Below are 347 nucleotides of genomic sequence, written 5' to 3'. Positions count from 1 at the left end.
ACAAAAATTGATCCAAGAGATCCAAAGCTTGAATCAGAAAAAACATCTGAGATCTCTCAAAAAGCAGAAGGCAATACAAATGAAAAACAAGTTCAGGTAGGCGACACCCTTCTTTACACCATCAAAACAAAAAATAGTGTAGAAGACAGTATCATCAAAGATTTAGTCATCGCAGATCAACTGCCCGAAGGTCTTGAATACGTCGAGGGGTCACTAAAAGTAGATGACCAAGCCGTCACAGATGCAAAAGATGATGACAACGGAGACTACACAAAAGGCACAGTGACCGGTCAATTTGGTGATATTAAAGACACAGACTGGCATACGGTTACTTTTGAAGCGAAGGT

Annotated in this window: 1 protein-coding gene; it reads left to right on the top strand. The window is 40.3% G+C overall.

Annotation, left to right across the window (positions count from 1 at the left end; translation table 11 throughout):
- The coding region (locus ACTJJQ_RS19255) for an isopeptide-forming domain-containing fimbrial protein (protein ID WP_440600513.1) at positions 1-347 on the top strand (347 nt) is incomplete at both ends.

Origin of the sequence: Bacillus sp. 22483 (assembly GCF_052044605.1) — a bacterium.
Lineage (GTDB): Bacteria > Bacillota > Bacilli > Bacillales > Bacillaceae > Bacillus > Bacillus altitudinis.
The sequence above is the reverse complement of the archived record's forward strand: the minus strand, read 5'-3'. Positions and strand labels throughout refer to the sequence as shown.